The 236-nt window shown below is 68.2% G+C and carries 1 protein-coding gene; it reads right to left on the reverse strand.

Annotated elements, in window-relative coordinates:
• Positions 1-236 (reverse strand): cadherin repeat domain-containing protein (locus PAN08_RS18020; protein ID WP_269792876.1); only part of this gene is annotated, 236 nt, incomplete at both ends.

A 236-nucleotide genomic window follows, 5' to 3' on the forward strand; every position in this document is an offset into this window, starting at 1 on the left:
GTGGTCGGATCGATCGCGTACCAGCCATTGTCGTTACCCGCGCTGATCGCGAAGGTCACGTCATCGCCATCCACGTCACCGGCTTGGACTTGGCCCAGTGCGGCGCCCGCGGCGCTGTTCTCGTTGTAGCTGACCGTGTAGCTGGCCGGCGTCGGGTTGCCTGCACCATCGTCGCCCGGCGGAGTGAAGATCGTGCCCGGCTGGTTCGGACCCGGCGGCGTGCCGCCCTGGTTCGG

The sequence above is a fragment of the Stenotrophomonas sp. Iso1 genome (genome assembly GCF_027497995.1).
In the GTDB taxonomy this organism is placed as follows: Bacteria; Pseudomonadota; Gammaproteobacteria; order Xanthomonadales; family Xanthomonadaceae; genus Stenotrophomonas.